This window comes from Streptomyces sp. NPDC005141, assembly GCF_053599975.1.
Genome location: NZ_JBSFYW010000035.1, coordinates 43,834 through 59,354, shown reverse-complemented (window position 1 = coordinate 59,354; position 15,521 = coordinate 43,834). Strand labels below are relative to the sequence as shown.

Genomic DNA, 15,521 nt, shown 5'->3' with positions numbered 1-15,521 from the left:
CATCTGACACACCGTCAGCTTCAATGGTCGGTGTGATGGGACACGCAGGGATGGCCGCCGCCGCCGTCCGCTACCTCAGGTCGGCCGGGGCCCCCACCGTCGTGGGGCCCGTCGAGGCGTTGCCGCGCCCGGATCTGCGTGCGGTCGGCGACGACGAGCGGGCGCCGGTCGACCCGGCCGAATTCCGGCGGGTGCTGGGCCACTTCGCGACCGGCGTCACCGTGGTGACGGCACCGGCCGCCGAGGACGGGACGGGCCCGGCCGGCTTCGCATGCCAGTCCTTCGCCTCCCTCTCCCTGGACCCCCCACTGATCTGCTTCATGGTCGGCCGTACGTCGACGACCTGGCCGCGCATCGCCCGGGCGGGCTCCTTCTGCGTCAACGTGCTCGGAGCCCACCAGGGCGACCTGTGCCGCGGCTTCGCGGTGAGCGGCGCGGACAAGTTCGCCGGGGTCGTCCACGACGCCGCTCCGGTCTCCGGCTCCCCCCGTCTCGTGGGCGCCGCGGCCTGGATCGACTGCACGATCCACGCGGTGCACACGGGCGGGGACCACCTGATCGTGGTGGGCCGGGTGGACGCGCTCGGCACGAGCGGCGACGGCGCCGAGGACGTGCCGCCGCTGCTCTTCCACAAGGGCCGGTTCCTCACCTGACCCGAGCCGTCAGGACCCGGGCCGTCAGGACCCGGGCCGTCAGGCGGTCGCGGGCGACACCGTGACGGCCAGGGGTGCCGTCGGCCGGCGCCGCCGGATCACCAGCACCATCAGCGTGGCCGCCGCGCACAGCGCGCCCGAGGCGTACCAGACCACGTTGTACGAGCCGAGGTGGTCGCGGGCGGCGCCGCCGAGGTAGGCGACGAGGGCGGCGCCGATCTGGTGGGAGGCGAGGACCCAGCCGAAGACGATGGCGCTGTCCTCCCCGTACTGCTCACGGCACAGGGCCAGGGTGGGCGGGACGGTGGCGACCCAGTCGAGGCCGTAGAAGACGATGAACAGGATCATCGGCGGGTGCACGGTGGGGTGGAGGAGGATCGGGAGGAAGAGCAGCGAGATGCCGCGCAGGGCGTAGTACACCGCCAGCAGGCGGCGCGGCTCGAAGCGGTCGGTGAACCAGCCCGAGGCGATCGTGCCGACCACGTCGAAGACGCCGATGACCGCGAGGAGCGAGGCCGCCGCCGTGACGGGCATGTGGTGGTCGTGGGCCGCGGGCACGAAGTGTGTCTGGATCAGGCCGTTCGTCGAGGCACCGCAGATCGCGAACGACCCGGCCAGCAGCCAGAAGGGGCCGGTGCGGACGGCGGAGAGCAGCACGGTCACCGCGCGCCGGGCGGCACCCCGCACCGGCTCGGGCTTCGGCACGAACTCCGTCGCCCCGTACGGCTTCTGGCCCACGTCGGCCGGGTGGTCGCGCAGCAGCAGCCAGACGAAGGGGACGACCGCGAGGGCGGCGAGCGCCACGGTGACCGCGGCCGGACGCCAGCTGTGCCGCGTGACGATCCAGGACAGCAGCGGCAGGAAGATCAGCTGGCCCGACGCCGAGGCCGCCGTCAGGATGCCCGTCACCAGGCCCTTGCGCCCGGTGAACCAGCGGTTGGTGACCGTCGCCGCGAAGGCGAGCGCCATCGAACCGGAGCCGAGGCCCACCAGCAGGCCCCAGCAGAGCAGCAGCTGCCAGGCCGCCGTCATCCACACGGTCAGCCCGGAGCCGACCGCGATCACGGTCAGGGCGACCGCCACCACGCGGCGGATGCCGAAGCGGTCCATGAGCGCCGCGGCGAACGGCGCCGTGAGTCCGTAGAGCGCGAGGTTGATGGAGACCGCCGCGCTGATCGTGCCGCGCGACCAGTGGAACTCCTGGTGCAGCGGGTCGATCAGCAGACCGGGCAGCGAGCGGAAGGCCGCGGCGCCGATGATCGTCACGAAGGTGACGGCGGCGACGAACCAGGCACGGTGGATGCGGTGGGAGGCGGCGGGACGGGTGGGCCGGGAGTCCTCCGGGGCCGCGGCGGCTTCGCTTGTCTGGGTCACGTCATCGATCTTCGGGGAGCGTGCACGGGCGGGCCACTGGCCTGAAGGACAGTGTTCGCTAGGATCGGGCCATGGCCCCTTCGAGCGCGTTCCGCCGCCACCGTGTCGTCGTCCTCGCCCTCGACGGGCTGCTCCCCTTCGAGCTGGGCATTCCGCAGCGCATCTTCGGCAAGGCGCGGGACACCGGCGGACGGCCGCTGTACGAGGTCGTCACCTGCTCGGCCCGGCCGCCCGGCCCCGTAGGGACGGACGCCGACTTCGCCGTCCTCGTCGCCAACGGCCCCGAGGCGCTGGCCACCGCCGACACCGTCGTCGTCCCGGCCTCGTACGAACTCGGACCCGTCCAGCAGGACGGCATACTGACCCCGGAGCTGGCCGCCGCCCTCGCGCACATCCGCCCCGGCACCCGCCTCGTCTCCATCTGCACCGGCAGCTACGTCCTCGCCGCCGCCGGGTATCTCGACGGCCGCCCGGCCACCACGCACTGGATGCACGCCGAGCACTTCCAGCGGCTCTTCCCGCAGATCCGCGTCGACGCGGACGTGCTCTTCATCGACGACGGCGACATCCTCACCTCCGCCGGTGTCGCGGCCGGGATCGACCTGTGCCTCCATCTGGTACGCCGCGACCACGGCGCCGCCGTCGCCAACGAGGTGGCCCGCCGTACCGTCGTCCCGCCGCATCGCGACGGCGGCCAGGCGCAGTACATCCAGCGCCCGGTGCCGGAGGCGCAGTCGGCCACCACGACCGCCGCACGTGCCTGGGCGCTCGGGCGTCTCCACGAGCCCATCCAGCTGCGCGACATGGCCGAGCAGGAGTCCATGTCGGTGCGCACCTTCACCCGCCGCTTCCGGGAGGAGGTCGGCGTCAGCCCGGGCCAGTGGCTCACCCGGCAGCGCGTCGAACACGCCCGCCACCTCCTGGAGTCCAGTGACTTGTCCATCGACCAGGTCGCCCGCGACGCCGGCTTCGGCACGGCCCAGTCGATGCGCCAGCACCTCCAGGCGACCCTCGGCGTCAATCCCACCACCTACCGGCGCACCTTCAGGTCGGGCGCCGGAGCCGACCGGACCGACGGAGCCGAGGGCGGCAACTCCTATGTCGCCACGCGGACATGACGTCCCGGCAGCCCCCTAGAACGTCAGCACCGCCCTCGCCACCTTCCCCGCGTGCGCGTCCTCGGCCGCCCTCTCGAAGTCCTCGACCGGGTACGTCGCCGTCACCAACTCGTCTAGGAGCAACTGGCCTTCGCGATACAGCTCGGCATACAGGGCGATGTCCCGCTGGGGACGGGAGGAGCCGTAGCGGCAGCCGAGGATGGACTTGTCGAGGTACATCGAGGAGACGAGAAAGGACGCCTCGGCCGTCGCCGGGGGGACGCCGAGGAGGATCGCCTGTCCATGGCGGTCGAGCAGGTCGACCGCCTGGCGGATGAGTTCGACGCGCCCGACGCATTCGAAGGCGTGCTGGGCGCCGGTGGGGAGGATGTCCTTCACCCCGTCCGTCGAGGTCAGGAAGTGTGTCGCGCCGAACTGGCGGGCGACGGCTTCCTTGGCCGGGTTGGAATCGACCGCGACGATCCTGAGGGCGCCCGCGAGCCGTGCGCCCTGGATGACGTTCAGGCCGATGCCACCCGTGCCGATGACGAGGACGGTGTCGCCCCGGTCGACCCGGGCCCGGTTCAGGACCGCTCCGACGCCCGTGAGGACCCCGCAGCCGATCAGCGCGGCGGACGTCAGCGGGATGTCCTTCGGGATCCGGACCGCCTGCACCGCCTTCACGACCGTGCGTTCCGCGAAGGCCGAGTTGGCGGCGAACTGGTAGAGCGGCTGCCCTGCTCGCGCGAACGGCCGCTGCGGCATGCCGATCGCCTTGCGGCACATCGTGGGCCGCCCCCGGTCGCACTCGGCGCAGGCACCGCAGTTGGCGAGCGTGGACAGCGCCACATGGTCGCCGGGACCGACATGGGTGACGCCCGCGCCCACGGCCTCCACCACGCCCGCACCCTCATGGCCGAGCACCACGGGGACGGGGAAGGGGATGGTCCCGTCCACCACGGACAGGTCGCTGTGGCAGAGGCCCGCGGCGGAGATCGCCACCTGGACCTCTCCGGGCCCCGGGTCCCGTATCTCCAGATCGTCCACGACCTGGGTCCGCTTTCCGTCGAAGATCACGCCTCGCATCGCGCCAGCTCCCCTTCTTCCCGGGGCACCCCGGGCTGTTCCTGGGCCGTACCGGGCTGTTCCTGGCCGTACCGGGGTGGGCCGTGGCTACCCCCGGGGCTCCTTGGGCAGGCCGAGCGCGCGCTCGGCGATGATCGTGCGCTGGATCTCGTCCGAGCCGCCGTAGATCGTGTCGGCCCGACTGAAGAGGAACAGGTGCTGGGCAGCGTCCAGTTCGTACGGCCGCTCCGCCGACCAGTCCGCCGGGCCCGCCGCCGCACCGGCCCCCCGTACCTGTACCGCGAGCTCACCGAGCCGCCGATGCCAGCCACCCCACAGCAGCTTCGCCGCGCTCGGCGCCCCCGCGTCCCCGGGGCTGGCCGAACTCCCCAGTGTGCGCAGGGCGTTCCATCGCATCGTGCGCAACTCGGCCCACAGGCGGACGAGCCGGTCGCGCAGGACGGGATCCGTGGCCGCGCCCGTGGCGACGGCCGTCCGCAGCACGCGCCCCAACTCCTCGGCGAACCCGATCTGCTGGGCGAGCGTGGAGACACCGCGCTCGAATCCGAGCAGGCTCATGGCGACCCGCCAGCCGTTCCCCTCCCCTCCGACCACATGCTCGGGCCGCGCCAACGCCCCGTCGAAGAACACCTCGTTGAACTCACTCGTGCCGGTCATCTGGCGGATCGAACGGACCTCGATGCGGCCGGGCTGATCCATCGGAACGAGGAGGAAGGACAGGCCGTGGTGGCGGGTGGACCCCGGCTCCGTACGGGCGAGCACGAAGCACCAGTCCGCCTCGTGGGCGAGCGAGGTCCAGATCTTCTGCCCCGTGACACGGAAGGCCCCCGACGGCACCGCCCCCTCGTCCCGCACAGCAGTCGCCCCCGCGCCGGCCGTGCCCGCATCCGTCGCCCGTTCGGCGGCCCCCCGTGCGCCGGTCACCCCTGGGGCGGCCGTCCCCGCGCCGACCGCCACCGAGGCAGTCGCCCCTGCCGCGGCCGTCCCGCCCTCGGCCGTCCGTTCGGCGGTCGTCCGGATGCCCGCCAGGTCCGAGCCCGCGCCGGGTTCGCTGTACCCCTGGCACCACAGCTCACGGCCCTCGGCGATCGGCGGCAGGAAGCGCCGCTTCTGCTCCCGCGTCCCATGGGCGAGGAGCGTCGGCGCCAACAGGTTCTCGCCGATGTGCCCCGATCGCGCCGGCGCCTTCGAGCGGGCGTACTCCTCGGCCCACACCACCTGCCGGGTCAGGTCCACGCTCCGGTTCCCGTACCCGTCCTCGTCCCAGCCGAGCCCGATCCAGCCGCCCCGCCCGAGTTCCCGCTCCCACGCTCGCCGCCCGGGAGCGCCGGTCAGATGCTCCTCCAGCCAGCTCCGCGCCTCGCGCCGGAAGGCCTCGTCCTGCGGACCGAATGCGAAATCCACGCGCTCTCCTCCCACCGGACCGAAGCCGGACTCACACGTTGGGGCGTGTCTTCTCCGCCACCGCGCGGGCCATCGCCTCCAGTTGTTCCAGCAACGGCATCGGATCCACGCCGACCGTCCCGGGCAGGAAGTCGGCGATCCTCTCCGGCGTCCAGGCACCCTCGGCGTATCCGGCGCGCAGTTCGCGGGGCTGGGCCCATACGGCGATCTTGGGTCCGGCGATCGTGTAGACCTGCCCGGTGATGCGTTCCTCGCGGGCCCGGTCCGACAGCAGGTAGACCACGAGCGCGGCCACGTCCTCCGGCTCGCCGATCTCCTTCAGCTCCATCGGGACGTTCGCCGACATGCGGGTACGGGCGACGGGCGCGACCGCGTTCGCGGTGACCCCGTACTTGTGCAGTCCGAGGGCCGCGCTGCGCACCAGGGAGATGATCCCGCCCTTCGCCGCGCTGTAGTTGGCCTGCGCGACCGAGCCCTGGTGATTGCCGCTGGTGAAACCGATCAGCGTGCCCGAACCCTGTTTTCGCATCACCGCCGAGGCGGCCCGGAAGAGGGTGAACGTGCCCTTCAGGTGGGTGGCGATCACCGGGTCCCACTCCTGCTCGGACATGTTGAAGAGCATCCGTTCGCGCAGGATGCCGGCCACGCACACGACGCCGTCGATCCGCCCGTACGACGCGAGCGCGGTGTCGACGACGCGCTGCCCGCCCGCCATCGTCGAGATGTCGTCGGCCACCGCGACCGCCTCGCCGCCCGCCGCCTCGATCTCCTTGACGACGGTGTCGGCGACCGAACTCGTGGGCTCCGCACCCTCGACGGACACGCCGTAGTCGTTGACGACGACGCGCGCGCCCTCGGCCGCCGCGGCGAGAGCGACCGCCCTGCCTATCCCCCGCCCCGCGCCCGTGACGGCGATGACCTTGCCCGCCAAGAAGTTCCCCACGCCCGGCCCCTTCCCGCAGTTTCTGACGGTCCGTTAGATTCAACTCGGATTCTACGACCCGTCGGATACCTGGAGACAAGCCCCGGGGAGGACTCATGTCACTGCCGGCCGAGTTCCACGAGATCGCCAAGCGCGTGAACAACTGGGGGCGCTGGGGGGCCGACGACGAGATCGGAACGCTGAACCTCATCACCGACGAGGTGGTGCGAGAGGCCGCCGCGACGGTACGCACCGGGCGCCGCGTCCCGCTCGCCCTTCCCCTCCAACAGGACGGCGTGCAGACCGGGATGATCCCCGGGCGGGTCAATCCGCTGCACACGATGGTGCAGATCAACCAGGAGATCTTCGGCCCCGGCACGGTGGCGTGCAGCGACGACGCCGTCACCATGGGGCTCCAGGCGGCCACCCACTGGGACGCGCTGACCCATGTCTCGCACTCCGGCAAGCTCTACAACGGCCGCCCGGCCGGCACCGTCACGCCGCACGGCGGCGCCGAGTTCAGCGGGATCGACAAGCCGCGGCACATCGTCTCGCGCGGCGTCCTGCTCGACGTGGCGCGGGCACGCGGCGAACACCGGCTGGCCGGCGGGCACGCGGTCACCCCCGAAGACCTGGAAGCCGCGGAGGAGTTGGCGGGCACGCGGGTGCGGGCGGGCGACATCGTGCTCGTACGGACGGGGCAGATCCAGGTGTATCTGGCGGGCGACAAGCAGGCGTACGGATATCCGTCGCCCGGCCTGTCGGTACGCACCCCGGAGTGGTTCCACGCGCGCGATGTCGCGGCGGTCGCCAACGACACCCTGACCTTCGAGATCTTCCCGCCCGAGATCGAGGACCTGTGGCTGCCCGTCCACGCGCTCGACCTGGTCGAGATGGGGATGCTGCAAGGCCAGAACTGGAATCTCGAAGAGTTGTCCACAGCCTGTGGACAAGAAAACCGCTACGCCTTCCTGCTGTCGGCGATGCCGGAGCCCTTCGTCGGCGGCACGGGCACGCCCGTGGCGCCCGTGGCGCTCCTCTAGGGTTGATGGAGGGGCGGCTGGCGGCGCGCTTCCCCCACTCTCGACTGCGCCCGACCGGGAGGTCCCCCACCTCGCCCCGGGCACGGCAGCGCGCGCCGCCATCCGCCTCCGGCGCGCCCATCCCGCCCCCCTTGGCCCTGGAGGAGCCGACGCCGAATCGCGACCCGCACTCGCCGAGGGCCCCCGTCACCGGAACCCCCGCCGTCCCCTCGCGGCGCATCGCTGAACACAAGCGTGATCAAACGGACACGTCACGTCAACACCCGCTCGGCGATTTATGCCACGGCATCCCTTTTGAGACAGCGCGTACGGAAGCACGGCCCGGCGCATTCGGCCACCACGGCGGCCGTGTACAGAGGTTTCGTGCATACATGCACGAAACCGTGCGCCCACGCACGGGAGAACTCGACCGCCCCCGAGGCCGGACCGCCCCGCACGGCATGCGTACGAGGACGGGAACTAGACCGCCTCGTACGCGAAGCCCTCGTAGCCCGGGTAGACGGTTCTCGCCGAGGCGCCCGTGGCGCAGCGGTCCACCTCGCACCAGATGCGTTTGCCGGCACCCTCGGGATTCCAGCCCCAGCGGTCCGCGAGGCCGTCGACGAGCTCCAGGCCGCGGCCGTTGGTCTCGTCGCCGTCGGCATGCCGGGGGATCGGCGGCCGGGCGCTGGTGTCGGCCACCTCGAGGCGCACGGTGGCGGCCCCGGCACCGCCCGGCAGACAGAGGCGCAGTACGGCCGGACACCCGGTGTGCACCACGGCGTTCGTGACAAGCTCCGAGACGAGCAGGATCAGCGTCTCGGCGAGCGGTTCATCGGCCTCTATCCCGGACCCCGCGAGCCTCGAACGGGCCCACCGCCGGGCTCGCCCCACCTCTGCGGGGTCGGGCCGGATCTCCAGCTGCACTTGAAGCACCTGCACCGCTCACACCATCCGAACCGGCGGACACATCGCCTCGCGCCTCACAAGGGCCACGATCGTAGCCATTTTCTGCATGGCCAGAACAAGGATCACGGAACGTGATTCCCTTGCGAGACAGCATGGTTGACGTACAGTCACCCCAACAAGCGCTTCGGGCATATTCCAGCGCGAAGGAGTACGCGTGCGGCATACTGTGCGACGCTCGCCACGGGGAGTCGAACAGGCAGGTACGGGGGTCCGCCCTGCCTCGCGAGCGGCGTGCATCGCCGGGTTCGGCGCGGCCTCGGGGGCAACACCGGGATGGCTCAGCCTCAGAACCACTCGCATCCCACACAAGGTACCGGAGCCCGGCGCCGACTCCAGGCCGTGACAAGTCACGCCTAGGACACAACCAGGTCTCAACGCTCCGTGATTCCGCTCCGCCACGATCCGCGACATCCGCTCGCGCCCGTCCCCCAGCTCCCCAGGACAGAGGCGCTCTAGACCGTCCCGGCCGGCAGATCGTCCGCCAGCTCCTCCTCGCTCCGCGTGGTGCCACCCGCACGGTGCGTCCGTATCCACGCCCTCTTCAGGTGCAGATGGACGTCGGACTCCCAGGTGAAGCCCATACCGCCGTGCACCTGGAGACAGTCGCGGGCGCCGCGCACGGCGGCCTCGTCGGCGAGCAGCCGGGCCGCCGCGATGTCCACCGGGTCGGCGGTGACCGAGGCGGCATAGACGGCCGCGCGCGCCAGCTCGACCCGCACGAGCATGCCCGCGCACAGATGCTGCACCGCCTGGAAGGCCCCGATCGGCTGCCCGAACTGCTCGCGCGTCCGGGCGTGTTGCACGGCCGCCTCACAGGTCCGGGCGGCACTGCCGAGCTGCTCGGCGGCCGTGAGGAGAGACGTGAGGAGCGCGTCCCCGGCCGGCGCAGGCGCGGGGCTGCCGGGCGCAACCGGCGCCGGGGAGCCACCGAGTCCGTCCGGCACCGACGGACCGCCGGGCCCGCCCGGTGTCCAGGGACCCCGGAGTGCGCCGCTCCCGGGCCTCGCGGCGGCGGGGAGCCGGTGCACAGGTGTCAGCGGGTCCGCCGAGGCCAGCGGCTCGGCTCCGGCGGTGTCGCCGCGGACGACGTCGGCCTCGTCCAGCCATTCCACGAGCCCCCCGTCGACGGAGGTCACGACCACCTCGCCGGTGGCCGCCCCGGCCACGGCGCCCGCGGCGAGATGCGTGGCGATCAGCGGGCCCGGCAGCAGGACCCGCCCCGCCTCCTCGAAGGCCAGCACGGCCTCCGGAAGCCCCTGCCCGACGCCGCCGTCGGCCTCGGGCAGGCGCAGCGCGAAGAACCCCGCCGCACCGAGCTCGCGCCACAGCTCCCGGTCGAGAACGCCCCCGCGCTCCCCGTCCCCCCGGTCCACCGCCGCGCGCAGTGCCGCCCGGCCGAACCGGCCCTCCAGCAGTTCCCGTACGCCCTGCCGCAGAGCCCGTTGATCATCGGTGAGCCTGAAGTCCATGTTCCGAACTCACCTCCCCTTGGGAAGACCGAGGATCCGCTCGGCCACGATGTTCCGCTGGATCTGCGAGGTACCGGCCGCGATGGTGTACGAGAGCGACGACAGCCGGTCCCGGGTCCACTCCCGTCCCAGGTCCAGGGCCTCGGGGCCGAGGACCTCGGCAGCGGCGTCGAACAGCTCCTGGCGGGCGTGCGAGTAGCTCAGTTTGAAAACCGAACCGCCGACGCCCGGCACTCCCCCCGTCCCCTGCGCCTCGCTGACGTTCCACTGGGTGAGCCGCCACAGTGCGCGGAACTCGGCGTTCAGCCGGCCGAGACGGCGTCGCAGTACGGCGTCGTCCCAGCGCCCGTTCTTCCGCGCCTCGCGCGCGATCTCGGCCAACACACGTCGGCAGGCGACCACTTCACCCACGAAGGCGGTTCCGCGCTCGTACGACAGCGTCACCATGGTCACGCGCCAGCCGTCGTTCTCGGCGCCGACGCGGTTGGCGACCGGGACGCGCACCTCGTCGAGGAAGACCTCCGCGAACTCGGTGGAGCCCGCGAGGGTCCGCAGCGGCCGGACGGTGATCCCTGGCGCGTCCATGGGCATCGCGAGCCAGGTGATGCCCCGGTGCTTGCGGGCGGCGGGGTCCGTCCGCACCAGCAGCTCGCACCAGTCGGCCACCTCGGCGTGGGAGGTCCAGATCTTGGACCCGCTCACCACGTAGTCGTCGCCGTCCCGCCACGCGCGCGTGCGCAGCGCCGCGAGATCCGAGCCGGCGTCCGGCTCGCTGAAGCCCTGGCACCAGACTTCCTCGCCACGCAGCACGGGCGGCAGCCAGCGCGCCCGCTGCTCGGCGCTCCCCTCGGAGGCGATGGTCGGCCCGGCGTGCAGCAGCCCGACGAAGTTGGCCCCCACATAGGGGGCGCCCGCCTTCTCCGTCTCCTCCAGGTAGATGAGGTGCTGCGTCGGCGTGGCACCCCGGCCGCCCGCGTCGACGGGCCAGTGCAGCCCCGCGTACCCGGCGTCGTACAGCATCCGCTGCCAGCCGAGGTCGTACGCCCGTCGCGCGGGCCAGTCGTCCGGGGACGGTTTCGGCGGCAGCGCCGGAAGGACCCCGCCGAGCCACGCGCGCAGCCGCGCGCGGAACTCCTCCTCCTCGGGCGTGTGGGCGAGATCCACTACAGATCCAGGTCCAGCATGCGGATGGCGTTGCCGCGCATCAGCTTGTGGATGGTCTCGTCGTCGAGGCCCTTCACATGGTCGAGGGCGACCTCCTTGGTGTGCGGGAAGGTCGAGTCGACGTGCGGGTAGTCGGTCTCGAAGGTGGCGTTGTCGCGGCCCACCACGTCCAGGGACGCGACGCCGTGCTTGTCGCGGAAGAAGCAGCAGAAGATCTGCCGGTAGTAGTACGTCGACGGGGGCTCCGGGATCAGATCCCTGACCCCGCCCCAGGCGCGGTGCTCCGACCAGACGTCGTCGGCACGCTCCAGGGCGTACGGGATCCAGCCCATCTGGCCTTCCGAATAGGCCAGTTTGAGGCGCGGGAACTTCACCAGGACGCCGCTGAAAAGGAAGTCCATCATGGAGGCCATCGCGTTGTTGAAGGACAGCGAGGCCTGGACGGCGGGGGGCGCGTCGGGTGACGCGGCGGGCATCTGGGACGACGAGCCGATGTGCATGTTCACGACCGTCCCGGTCTCCTGGCAGACCGCGAAGAACGGGTCCCAGTAGCCGGAGTGGATGGAGGGCAGCCCCAGATGGGTGGGGATCTCGGAGAAGGTGACGGCCTTCACGCCCCGCGCGGCGTTGCGGCGGATCTCGGCGACCGCGAGGCCGATGTCCCACAGGGGGATCAGGCACAGCGGGATCAGCCGGCCGCCGCTGTCGCCGCACCACTCCTCGACCATCCAGTCGTTGTACGCCCGCACACAGGCCAGGGCCACTTCCTTGTCGTGCGCCTCGGCGAAGGTCTGGCCGCAGAAGCGCGGGAAGGTGGGGAAGCAGAGGCTGGCCTCGACATGGTTGAGGTCCATGTCCTTTAGTCGCTCGACGGGGTCCCAGCAGCCGCGCCGCATCTCCGCGCGCGTGATGCCCTCCAGCGTCATCTCGTCGCGGTCGAAGCCGACGGCGGCGATGTTGCGCTTGTACGGGAACTTGAGGTCCTCGTAGATCCACCAGTCGGTCGGCGGACCGTCCGGGTCCATGGTGATCTGGTACTTGCCCGCGACGTAGGCGAGTTCGCCGATCCCGGCGGTGAGCGGCTGCGGACCGCGCTCCCGGTACTTCCGCGGCAGCCAGGTCGCGAAGAGGTGCGCGGGCTCGATCACGTGGTCGTCGACGCTGATGATGCGGGGCAGTTCGGTCATGGTCCCCTCCGCCTGGCGTACGGGTCGGTCCGAGGGCGCGCCCCCGACGTATCTGATGGGTCGTCAGATTCCTGTTCACAAGCAGGCTAGCCCCGCGCCTATGGACCGACAAGGCGGCGAGCCCTACGCTCTGCGCACGATCTGACTGCCCGTCAGCTACGGGCGTCGAAGTGACCGAATCACCGGGGGTCGAAGTGAACGACACCGCACACGCCCTGAGCTCCGCGCGCACGCTGTGGGAGCTGGTCGCCCGCCGTGCCGACCTCACCCCCGACCGGCCCGTCCTGCTCCAGGGCGACCGCTCCCTGACCTTCGGCGAGCTGCGGGACCGCGCCGAGCGGGTGGCGGCCGGCCTGCACGACAGGGGCGTACGCCCCGGCACAGTGGTCGCCTGGCAGCTGCCCACCCGTATCGAGACCGCCCTGCTGTCCTTCGCGCTGGCCCGCGTCGGCGCCGTCCAGTCGCCGGTCATCCCCTTCTACCGCGACCGCGAGGTCGGCTTCGCGCTGCGGGAGTCGAAGGCGGAGTACTTCGCCGTGCCGGGCGAGTGGCGCGGCTTCGACCACACCGCGATGGCGCACCGGCTCGGCGCGAAGAACGTCTTCGAGGCGTACGACACGCTGCCGGACGGCGATCCCGCCGTGCTGCCCGCCCCGCCCTCCGACGGCACCTCCGTCCGCTGGATCTACTGGACCTCGGGCACCACCTCCGACCCCAAGGGCGTGCTGCACACCGACCGTTCACTGATCGCCGGTGGCTCCTGCCTCGCCCACGCGCTGCGCCTGTCCGCCGACGACGTGGGCTCGATGGCCTTCCCGTACGCGCACATCGCCGGGCCCGACTACACGGTGATGCTGCTGCTGTACGGCTTCCCGGCCGTGATGTTCGAGCACTTCGCGCTGCCCGCCGCCCTGGAGGGCTACCGCGAGCACGGGGTGACGGTGGCGGGCGGGTCGACCGCCTTCTACTCGATGTTCCTCGCCGAACAGCGCAAGCAGCCCGGGGAGCCGGTCATTCCCACGCTGCGGCTGCTGGCGGGCGGCGGAGCCCCGAAGCCGCCCGAGGTCTATCACTCCGTCGTCCGGGAGATGGGCGTCCAGCTCACCCACGGGTACGGGATGACCGAGGTCCCGATGATCACGATGGGCGCGCCGGACGACACGACCGAGAACCTCGCGACCACGGAGGGCAGGCCCCCGGAGGGCATGGAGATACGGATCGTGGACGCGGCGGGAGCCTCCCGGCCCTGTGGCGTCGACGGCGACGTACGGCTCAGGGGGGAGGCCGTGTGCCAGGGGTATCTGGACCCGGCGCAGACGGCGGAGGCGTTCGACGGGGACGGGTTCCTGATCACCGGGGACGTGGGCCATCTGACCGGGAGCGGGCATCTCGTCCTCACCGGCCGGGTGAAGGACATCATCATCCGCAAGGGCGAGAACATCTCCGCGAAGGAGATCGAGGATCTGCTGCACCGGCACCCGGCGGTCGGGGACGTCGCCGTGATCGGACTGCCCGACGCCGAGCGCGGCGAGCGCGTCTGCGCGGTGGTCGAACAGCCGCCGGGCGCCGTGGAGTTGACGCTGGACGCCGTGACGTCGTACCTGCGCGGGGAAGGGCTGTCCGTGCACAAGCTGCCGGAGCGACTCGAGGTCGTGGACGCCCTTCCGCGCAACGAGGCGCTGCGGAAGGTGCTCAAGTACCGGCTCAGGGAGCGCTTTTCGGGGTGAGGCCCGGGTCGGCGCGATCCTCCTGGGGTGAGCGGTCGACCGGCCCGGGGTGAGCCGCGGGCCGTGGGCCGGACCTGGGCGAGCGGCCGGCCGGCCCGGGGTGGGCCGTTGCCGCCCAGGCCGGCGAGGTGAGTCCGGTGGTCCCGGGACGGTGAGGTGGGTCGGTGCTCCCGGGCCGTCCTACTCCGGCACCGTGAAGTAGCGGGCGAACGCGCTCACGACCTCCGTCTCGCCGATCCGTCCGTCGGCGTCCGCGTCCAGGGCCGCGGCGGCCGCGGCGGCGATGTCGTCGCCCACTCCGAGGGCCCTGAGGACGCGCGTGGTCTCCTCGACCGTGGCCGCGCCGTCCCCGTCGGTGTCCGCCACCGCGAGGGCCGCGTGCAGGAAGGGGCGGGCGATCTCGGCGAACCGGTCGGGGTTGTCGCGCAGCCGCTTCACGGCGCCGCTCACGAACTCCTCGCGGGTGATCCGCTGATCGCCGTCCCGGTCCGCTATCCCGGCCATGCCCTGCCAGAACGCCTCGGCCCCGATGTACAGGGCCTGGCCCTTGTCCGACCGCGCCGTCGTACCGAACGCGGCGAGCACCGCCTTGGTCGCGGCGTTGAAGTCCTCCCGGTCGATGTAGCCGTTGCCGTCCTGGTCGAAGCCGGCGAACCGGGCGGCGATCCTGCGCTCGTACTCGGTGCTGACCATGGTGTGTTCGGACCGCCTAACTTCTCAGCCGGCCTCGGCCGGACTGCGGTTCATCTGGGACGGAGCGTACGACGACCGGGCCACCGAGGGAGCGGGAAAACGACGGTTGTACCAAGACCGCAGGAATTCTGGAACAACCGCGTGGCGGTGCGTCGCACAGTGAGCAGGGGGTGTCACTCCGGGCGAAGGCGGGGGCACGCTTCCGGGGCGGGCGTGGGCTCCGGGCCGACGGGGTGACGGGCGCCGGGGGCCCGGAGCGGAAGGCATGGTGACCGGCAGGCACGGTGACCGCAGGTCATGTCAGGCCGACAGCGGGCGGGACTCCCCGTCGACGGCCGCGTCGACGTCGGGATACACGTCGAAGAGGCGGCGCACCCCGAGGGCCGCGAGGACGCGGTTGACGTGGGAGCCGTCGGCCGCTCCCTGAGCGGGCAGGATCAGCCGCAGACGGCCCCGGCAGGAGCGCATGAGGCGGCGCACGGCGATCAGGACGCCGACACCACTGGAGTCGCAGAACACGACCCCGGAGAGGTCCAGCACGATGCTGTGCCGCCCCTCGGCCACCACGTCGTGCACGCTCTGGCGCAGCGCCGGGGACGTCACGAGGTCGAGTTCGCCCGACACCCGCAGCACGGCCCACTCGCCCTCTTCGCGGCTCAGAGCTCCCCGGCCGCCCGTACTCCCTGTGCCGCCCGCGCCGCCCTCGCCGTCGGTCACGTCGGTCACGTCGGTCACCTTGAGCGTCACCGCCACG

At 72.0% G+C, this 15,521-nt stretch carries 14 protein-coding genes; 4 read left to right on the top strand and 10 right to left on the bottom strand.

The genetic code is table 11. The annotated features are described in order from the left end of the window. The first annotated feature begins 35 nt into the window (after nt 1–35). Complete coding sequence (locus ACWD68_RS25420; RefSeq protein WP_451808750.1) at nt 36–653, top strand: flavin reductase family protein; 618 nt, start codon at nt 36–38, stop codon at nt 651–653. Between the two features lie 39 nt (nt 654–692). Here ACWD68_RS25420 and ACWD68_RS25415 read toward each other — a convergent pair whose 3' ends face one another. Beyond that, entirely contained in the window at nt 693–2,027 is a 1,335-nt protein-coding gene (locus ACWD68_RS25415; RefSeq protein WP_451808749.1) for an MFS transporter, read from the bottom strand. Nucleotides 2,028–2,098: 71 nt separating this feature from the next. Here ACWD68_RS25415 and ACWD68_RS25410 point away from each other — a divergent pair, with 71 nt between their 5' ends. Continuing rightward, nucleotides 2,099–3,145 (top strand): GlxA family transcriptional regulator, encoded by a 1,047-nt coding sequence (locus tag ACWD68_RS25410; RefSeq protein ID WP_451808748.1) that lies wholly within the window; start codon nt 2,099–2,101, stop codon nt 3,143–3,145. A 15-nt stretch (nt 3,146–3,160) separates the two neighbouring features. Here the strand turns inward: ACWD68_RS25410 and ACWD68_RS25405 are convergent, their stop codons facing one another. The 3 genes from ACWD68_RS25405 to ACWD68_RS25395 all read right to left on the bottom strand — a co-directional run bounded on the left by ACWD68_RS25405 (nt 3,161) and on the right by ACWD68_RS25395 (nt 6,557). Then, the gene (locus ACWD68_RS25405; RefSeq protein WP_451808747.1) at nt 3,161–4,210 is read right to left on the bottom strand and encodes a Zn-dependent alcohol dehydrogenase; all 1,050 of its coding nucleotides are present in this window, start codon (nt 4,208–4,210) and stop codon (nt 3,161–3,163) included. Nucleotides 4,211–4,297: 87 nt separating this feature from the next. After that, complete coding sequence (locus ACWD68_RS25400) at nt 4,298–5,614, bottom strand: acyl-CoA dehydrogenase family protein (protein WP_451808746.1); 1,317 nt, start codon at nt 5,612–5,614, stop codon at nt 4,298–4,300. Between the two features lie 31 nt (nt 5,615–5,645). Next, nucleotides 5,646–6,557, bottom strand: a complete 912-nt coding sequence (locus ACWD68_RS25395) for an SDR family oxidoreductase (protein WP_451808745.1) — start codon at nt 6,555–6,557, stop codon at nt 5,646–5,648. Nucleotides 6,558–6,652: 95 nt separating this feature from the next. Here ACWD68_RS25395 and ACWD68_RS25390 point away from each other — a divergent pair, with 95 nt between their 5' ends. After that, nucleotides 6,653–7,579, top strand: coding sequence for a cyclase family protein (locus ACWD68_RS25390; RefSeq protein ID WP_451808744.1), 927 nt, complete (start codon nt 6,653–6,655; stop codon nt 7,577–7,579). Nucleotides 7,580–8,038: 459 nt separating this feature from the next. On the opposite strand, the gene ACWD68_RS25385 is transcribed toward ACWD68_RS25390, so the two are convergent. The 4 genes from ACWD68_RS25385 to ACWD68_RS25370 form a co-directional block, all read right to left on the bottom strand. Then, complete coding sequence (locus ACWD68_RS25385) at nt 8,039–8,500, bottom strand: ATP-binding protein (RefSeq protein ID WP_451808743.1); 462 nt, start codon at nt 8,498–8,500, stop codon at nt 8,039–8,041. Between the two features lie 479 nt (nt 8,501–8,979). Further along, nucleotides 8,980–9,996, bottom strand: coding sequence for an acyl-CoA dehydrogenase family protein (locus tag ACWD68_RS25380; protein WP_451808742.1), 1,017 nt, complete (start codon nt 9,994–9,996; stop codon nt 8,980–8,982). Between the two features lie 9 nt (nt 9,997–10,005). Continuing rightward, nucleotides 10,006–11,160 (bottom strand): acyl-CoA dehydrogenase, encoded by a 1,155-nt coding sequence (locus ACWD68_RS25375; RefSeq protein ID WP_451808741.1) that lies wholly within the window; start codon nt 11,158–11,160, stop codon nt 10,006–10,008. Further along, the gene (locus ACWD68_RS25370; RefSeq protein WP_451808740.1) at nt 11,160–12,347 is read right to left on the bottom strand and encodes an amidohydrolase family protein; all 1,188 of its coding nucleotides are present in this window, start codon (nt 12,345–12,347) and stop codon (nt 11,160–11,162) included. Before ACWD68_RS25370 ends, ACWD68_RS25375 begins: the two co-directional genes overlap by 1 nt. 194 nt (nt 12,348–12,541) lie before the next feature. Here ACWD68_RS25370 and ACWD68_RS25365 point away from each other — a divergent pair, with 194 nt between their 5' ends. Next, nucleotides 12,542–14,074 (top strand): class I adenylate-forming enzyme family protein, encoded by a 1,533-nt coding sequence (locus ACWD68_RS25365; protein ID WP_451808780.1) that lies wholly within the window; start codon nt 12,542–12,544, stop codon nt 14,072–14,074. 180 nt (nt 14,075–14,254) lie between these two features. Here ACWD68_RS25365 and ACWD68_RS25360 read toward each other — a convergent pair whose 3' ends face one another. Together ACWD68_RS25360 and ACWD68_RS25355 are read right to left on the bottom strand one after the other, a co-directional pair. Further along, nucleotides 14,255–14,767, bottom strand: a complete 513-nt coding sequence (locus tag ACWD68_RS25360; RefSeq protein WP_451808739.1) for an EF-hand domain-containing protein — start codon at nt 14,765–14,767, stop codon at nt 14,255–14,257. Between the two features lie 300 nt (nt 14,768–15,067). Beyond that, complete coding sequence (locus ACWD68_RS25355) at nt 15,068–15,427, bottom strand: STAS domain-containing protein (protein WP_451808779.1); 360 nt, start codon at nt 15,425–15,427, stop codon at nt 15,068–15,070. Nucleotides 15,428–15,521 lie beyond the last annotated feature (94 nt).